Annotated in this window: 1 pseudogene; it reads left to right on the plus strand. The window is 58.7% G+C overall.

Annotation, left to right across the window (positions count from 1 at the left end):
* A pseudogene (locus KB213_RS12735) lies at positions 1-208 on the plus strand (hypothetical protein); the annotation flags it as partial.

A 208-nucleotide genomic window follows, 5' to 3' on the forward strand; every position in this document is an offset into this window, starting at 1 on the left:
GACATGCGACTGTGGTGGGAGAGCGTGTGCTGGATCGTCCGGCCTTGCATTACACGTGGTTGGGGAAGGTGGTGCAGTGGTTGAAACGAAATGTTGCCGCGGCGTCTGCTGAGCCGTCACTGCCGGATGGAACGTTGTTCCTGCATGACCATGGGACAGGGGCCGCTATAGGGAGATTTGGTGAGGCCTATGTGATTGCGGGCCCTAT

It is taken from the genome of Neokomagataea anthophila, assembly GCF_018122595.1.
Taxonomy (GTDB): Bacteria; Pseudomonadota; Alphaproteobacteria; order Acetobacterales; family Acetobacteraceae; genus Gluconobacter; species Gluconobacter anthophilus.